Below are 5,142 nucleotides of genomic sequence, written 5' to 3'. Positions count from 1 at the left end.
GAGGCCGGACTGCACCTGTGTGGTGCGATGCTCTGGCTCCGCAGCATCGCACCACACTCGTGATCCGAACTCCAGACAGGACCTAGGGGGAGCCGGTCTTGGGCCCGGCCAGGACGGTGGCGGTCAGGGCCAGGTGTCGGGTCAGTACGTCGATGGCGGTGTCGGCGTCGCGGGCCAGGGTCGCCTCCTCCAGCTGACGGTGTTCGTCGGCGACGTCACGATCGGGTGTGCGATGGGCCGACCAGCGGCGGCCCAGCTCGCTGGCGGTCCACATCCGGTCGAAGGCGTCCAGCAGCACGGGGTTGCCGCACCCCTCCAGCAGGGCGCGGCGGAAGGCGCGGTGGGCCTGGGACCAGGCGCTGCTGAGGTACTCGCCCTCTTCCGGCGCGTACAAGGGGGTGCGCGCGAGGCGGTGGTGGGCCGCGCGCACGCGTGCCTCCCAGTCGAGGTCACCGCGCTCGATCGCCAGCCTCAGCACGACCTTCGCCAAGCTCCCCGACGTGCCGAGCTTCACCGTCACCAGCACCACCGTGGACGACGGCGGTACCTGGCCCGCCGCGCAGATGTCCGGCATCGTCGGTGTCCCCGGCGGCAAGGACCTCTCCCCGCAGCTGTCGTGGAGCGGTGCCCCCGAGGGCACCAAGAGCTACGCCGTGACCTACTCCCCGCGCAGCCCGGAGGAGGCCGCCGTCGTCGGACAGCTCCTCGACGCAGCCGTCGGCTATGCCACCGGCGCGAGTGAGATCACCGCGGACTAGCGATCAGCGAGAAGGCGGCCATGGCGGCCTGGAGTTCGGTGAGGCTCGGCTCGGCGTCCGGCCGCAGGGAGTTGCCGAAGATGCCGGGCATGCCGAATCGGAGCCGGGCGGCGGCCTCGGGGGTGAAGGCGGTGTCGATGAGCCCGCCGATGCTCACCGCGGCGTCGACCATCCGGCGCAGGGCCAGCTTGATCGTCCAGTGCCCGCCGAAGCTGAAGCCGACGGTGCCTACCTTGCGCGCCTCGGGAAAGCGGCGGCGCAGCCAGTCGAGGACGTCGCCGACGTACAGCTCTCCGTCGGGTCCGCTGGCTACCGGCGCTTCTCCGGTGCCGGCCATGTCGACGATGGCCACCCGCGCGCCGACCAGACGAGCCGTCGCAAGCGCGGTGGCGTGCACCTCGACCTTCCAGGTGTCCACGCCGCTGAAGACCAGCACGACGGGTGCGTCCGCGGGCAGGTTCTCGGGAACGTAGAGGTGAAGGGGGACCTGCACGGTCTCTGATCGGAAGTCCACGTCGATCACGTGGCGCTCGAATGGCACCGCGAAGCCGGACGAGGCCTCCAGGAAGGTGCGCAGGTGGTTCTCGTAAGCCCGGGTGTGCGCCGCGTCGTTGGTATGGCGGTGGTGCCTGCCTGGGCAGGCACCACCGGGAAGCTTCCGGTTTCAGCTAGCTTCCTTGCGCTCCCGGAATTCATGGACGCTCGCCGTGAGGGTGCCGTCATGCTGTTCGTAATGGGACAGCGCGAGGCCGAGACCGAAGAACGTGGGAGCCCACTCGCCCACGAAGATGCCCCATCGGTCGGCGCGGTCGAGTCCGGTGCCGGGTTCGGCCTTGAGGCTGGTCACCCAGATGGCCACGGTGAGGCCGATGGAGGTGAACGCGGCTGTATAGGCGTGCTCGCTGCGGACGCCCATCTCGTGCATTCTCTTGATGATCACGGTTTTCTCCCGGTTATAGGCCGGTAAGTGGGGGTTGTTTCCTGTGGTCCTGGCGGTGACGGGTCTTCGCCGGGGTGAGTGCGAGCCGTTCGGCAATGCCGCACGTCTGTTCGCCATCGTCGCCCTCGCGCCTGTTGTGGCAGCGTCAACGACTCTACGAGCCGGGCAGTGGCAGGGAAGAGAACGACGAGCTGATGCTCAGCATCCTGAACATGGCGCTTCTTGATCCCAGCGCTGGCCAGAACCTCAGCAGTCACTGCCCACACCTGAGAGTGCCCGATTTCTTGGGAAAAACTCGCGCTCTAAGGAATCGGCCCCCCTTTTTTTGTTTGTCGCTTCAACTTGCCGAGAAGCTCGATCGGCGGCTTGACGCTGGCCTGAATGGGACGGACACCGTCTGGCGTCGACCGACCCGACTTGGCTGCATGGGCTGATACTCATGGTCGATCAGGTGGTGTTTTGCACCAGGCGTGGTACTCGGCAACAGCTTTCTGCTGACTCGTCACCCGTACGACAGTGAGGATCCACTAACCATGACCGCACCTACACGCCACGTGACCACTGGCACCCCCGTACAGCAGGCCGCCATGTTGGTGGGTATCGTATTCCTGTTGGTGGGCGTACTGGGCTTCATCCCCGGCATCACCACGAGTTACAGCGCGATGGAATTCGCCTCGCACGAGTCGAATGCCAAGCTGTTTGGGGTCTTCCAGGTCTCCATCCTGCACAACCTCATACACCTGGCTTTCGGCGTTGCCGGTCTGGCACTCGCCCGCACCGCTCCCGCTGCGTATTCCTATCTGCTAGGCGGTGGGGCCATCTACCTGGTGTTGTGGATCTACGGCTTGGCTGTCAGTCAGGACAGCGACGCAAACTTCGTACCCCTCAACACTGCCGATGACTGGCTCCACTTCGGGCTGGGCATCGCCATGATCGGTCTGGCGCTTCTCCTCGGCCGACGCACCCCAAGCACCGAAGATCGGTAAAGGCCGAGTCGGACACCGGATTTTCGCGCTGCAAACATGTACATGCTGTCAGGGGCGGCGGTATGCAGACATTCTTGCCCTATTCCGACTTCAGGGCTTCGGCCCTGATCTTGGACCGTCGCCGACTTGGCAAACAGCGGGTCGAGGCGTTGCAGGTACTTCGCGGCCTTGTCGTGCCGGGTTACGGGTGGCGCCGCCATCCGGCAGTGCGAATGTGGGCTGGATACGAGGAAGCGCTGGTCCGATATGGCCTGGAAGTCTGCACGGTGTGGGGTGAACACGGTCATCAGGATGGCTGTGCGGCCGCACTTGTCGCTGACCTCCTCGTATTCCGTCCCGGTGCATCAGTTCGTCACCAGATGCGACTTGCGTCTGCTGGGGAACTGCCTCCTTGGCTCGGTGACGATGCCTTTCACCGCAGCCACCGGTCGGCGCTGGTGCGCAAGGACCCGAGCACCTACGCACCACTCTTCCCCGATGTGCCGAACGATCTGCCATATATTTGGCCCACGTCGGACCGGTCACGCGATCCACTCTCCGAGGCGTGAAAGTGGAAGCCGCAACTACTTTCGTGTGCGCAACGAGGTCGGCGGAGCGGCTTTGGGCTGGAGCTGCTTTGGCGCGAGTGATCATGGCCCCGTAAGCTTCCAGCGCGTCGGGCATTCTGTGGACCTGCCCGGTAAAGCACGACGTTGGGGCCATGATCTTCGAGGCTCGCGCCAGAGTGGCTGCGTAAAGCCGCGGAGTCGACCGCCCCAGCCACGACGTACCCCTTCTATGGCAAGCGGCTGATTGCTGTAGCGCGCGGCCCGGGCGCCGGGCGGGCTGGAGTGGGGCGGAGACAGGAGCGCAGGCCCGGCCGCCGGGCCGCGCGCGGCGAGCGGAGCGAGCCGCCTTGAACCCGTGAAGAAGGTTGTTACTCAGTAGTGGCTGTGATGCGCCACAAGGGCGCGTCGTACTGCTCCGGTCGGCTGTTGATGAGCAGCTGGCGCAGGTCCTCGCGCAGGGAGCCGTTGAGGTTCAAGGCCTCGGTGATGCGGCGGAACGTCGTGTGGGTAACTCCGCGGCTGCGGGCCTCGGCTTCGAACTGGTCGAACTGGGACAGTGCGGCCTCCGGGTCGAGCTGCGCCGGTGGCTGGTCTTTAAGCCATGCGGCCTTGTTGCGCTCGTAGTCGATCTCCGAGTAGCCGCAGATTTCGCGGCTGTGTGCCTCAACCTCGTCCAGGGTGGCGGTCGTGAGAATGGCGCGGGCCAACTGGTTGCGGGTCAGCGCCTCGTCCAGGTCGACCTCATGGACCTTCGGCCCTTCGTCGGTGAGGGGGACCGGGAGGCCGGCGTCTCGCATCTCGCAAGTGCCGCGTACGCCTCGGGCAGTCGCAGCGAGCATCCCGGTTGCCTCGGAGGGGTGCCACTCCAGGACCGAGCTGATCGGCTCGACGTCCTTCGCGGCGAGGGTGTGGATGAGCGGGCCAAGGATGCTGCGTAGGTCGTCGAGAGGGAGTTCGCCGTCGAGGCCGGGGCCTGTCACCAAAAGGCGGATGGGCGCATTCACCTGGCAGCACGCAGCGAGCGTGACGGCATCGGCGAGGGGGCTCTTCAGCGTCGGTTCATCACCTCGGGAGAGGATGTCGCCACCCACGTCCAGGAGATCGATCGACTCTGGCGACAAGTGGTCCACGAGCTCTTCGAGTTGCCGCGTGATGCCCTCGACTCCCTGACGCGGGTCGATCAGAGCGAATGTGTGCCCGAGCTCTGCCGCGAGTCGAGGGAGGGTGGAGCCTGCCGGAGCGATGGGGCGGGCCTCGGCCGGCACTGCCCAGACTGCTGGAGTGAGGGGCTGAAGGCCGGTGAAGTTGTCTGGTCCTCGGGGGCCCGGGACGGGATCGATCAGGAGGCGGTCCCACGCGTACGTGAGGATCACCGCCTGGTCCTCGTCGCCGTAGAGGGCGGCGTGAATCATTGCGGCGGCGACTGCGTCGCCCCCTCCTCCTGCTGCGACGATCAACCGCGTCATGCGTCTCAGCCTACGGGGTGGGGGGTGACCACTCACCCTATAGTGGCTAGAGGCCATAGCCACTTGTATCGAGAAGCAGGCCTCAGTCTTGGTAGCGGGGTTCCCGACTACTCGCCTGGGGCTCGCCTTGGGTGAGGAGGACTGATGCCGCAGATCGAGGAGGCTCAGCCGAAGTATCTCCAGATCGCGCACTACATCCGTGATCAGATTCTTCGGGGTGACCTGCGACCGGGGGACGAGGTGCCGTCCGAGCGGCAGTTGGCGGCGGACTGGAAGGTGTCCCGGCCTACGGCTGCACGGTCGTTGGAGGCACTGAGCCATCAAGGGCTCGTCGAGAAGCGTCAGGGATCGGGCACTTAGGGCTTGCCGGGAAACAAGCCGTGGCTTCGGGCCTTGGTCCTCGTTGTTGTGGTATGGGGAGACCGGAGGGGATCGAGGCGGCTC

General features: G+C 66.0%; 5 protein-coding genes and 3 pseudogenes. 4 read left to right on the top strand and 4 right to left on the bottom strand.

From position 1 onward, the window contains the following. Positions 1–82 precede the first annotated feature (82 nt). A pseudogene (locus H8R17_RS44265) lies at positions 83–481 on the bottom strand (FCD domain-containing protein); the annotation flags it as partial. Here H8R17_RS44265 and H8R17_RS49005 point away from each other — a divergent pair. Then, positions 462–677: pseudogene (locus H8R17_RS49005) on the top strand (YbhB/YbcL family Raf kinase inhibitor-like protein); the annotation flags it as partial. The pseudogenes H8R17_RS44265 and H8R17_RS49005 overlap by 20 nt on opposite strands. A 67-nt stretch (positions 678–744) precedes the next feature. Here the strand turns inward: H8R17_RS49005 and H8R17_RS44255 are convergent. Both H8R17_RS44255 and H8R17_RS44250 read right to left on the bottom strand, forming a co-directional pair. Then, positions 745–1,251 carry an alpha/beta fold hydrolase gene (locus H8R17_RS44255; RefSeq protein WP_187828816.1) on the bottom strand — a complete coding sequence of 169 codons (507 nt, stop codon included), beginning with the start codon at positions 1,249–1,251 and terminating at the stop codon, positions 745–747. A gap of 171 nt (positions 1,252–1,422) precedes the next feature. Further along, positions 1,423–1,698: a hypothetical protein gene (locus H8R17_RS44250; protein WP_187828815.1), complete on the bottom strand. Its 276-nt coding sequence runs from the start codon at positions 1,696–1,698 to the stop codon at positions 1,423–1,425. A 533-nt stretch (positions 1,699–2,231) separates the two neighbouring features. Here H8R17_RS44250 and H8R17_RS44245 point away from each other — a divergent pair. After that, positions 2,232–2,684: a DUF4383 domain-containing protein gene (locus tag H8R17_RS44245; RefSeq protein ID WP_187828814.1), complete on the top strand. Its 453-nt coding sequence runs from the start codon at positions 2,232–2,234 to the stop codon at positions 2,682–2,684. Positions 2,685–2,746: 62 nt separating this feature from the next. Further along, positions 2,747–3,232 carry an MSMEG_6728 family protein gene (locus H8R17_RS44240; RefSeq protein WP_187828813.1) on the top strand — a complete coding sequence of 162 codons (486 nt, stop codon included), beginning with the start codon at positions 2,747–2,749 and terminating at the stop codon, positions 3,230–3,232. A gap of 368 nt (positions 3,233–3,600) precedes the next feature. Here H8R17_RS44240 and H8R17_RS44235 read toward each other — a convergent pair whose 3' ends face one another. Continuing rightward, complete coding sequence (locus tag H8R17_RS44235) at positions 3,601–4,698, bottom strand: DUF1152 domain-containing protein (protein WP_187828812.1); 1,098 nt, start codon at positions 4,696–4,698, stop codon at positions 3,601–3,603. 144 nt (positions 4,699–4,842) lie between these two features. Between H8R17_RS44235 and H8R17_RS44230 the strand changes: the two are divergent. Continuing rightward, a pseudogene (locus H8R17_RS44230) lies at positions 4,843–5,055 on the top strand (winged helix-turn-helix domain-containing protein); the annotation flags it as partial. Positions 5,056–5,142 lie beyond the last annotated feature (87 nt).

The sequence above is a fragment of the Streptomyces sp. TRM68367 genome (assembly GCF_014495685.1).
Lineage (GTDB): Bacteria > Actinomycetota > Actinomycetes > Streptomycetales > Streptomycetaceae > Streptomyces.
The sequence above is the reverse complement of the archived record's forward strand: the minus strand, read 5'-3'. Positions and strand labels throughout refer to the sequence as shown.

Excerpts from the sequence above, each read along its gene's own strand:
- H8R17_RS44245 (WP_187828814.1), top strand. The coding sequence starts at position 2,232 with ATGACCGCACCTACACGCCACGTGACCACTGGCACCCCCGTACAGCAG.
- H8R17_RS44240 (WP_187828813.1), top strand. The coding sequence starts at position 2,747 with ATGCAGACATTCTTGCCCTATTCCGACTTCAGGGCTTCGGCCCTGATC.
- H8R17_RS44235 (WP_187828812.1), bottom strand. The coding sequence starts at position 4,698 with ATGACGCGGTTGATCGTCGCAGCAGGAGGAGGGGGCGACGCAGTCGCC.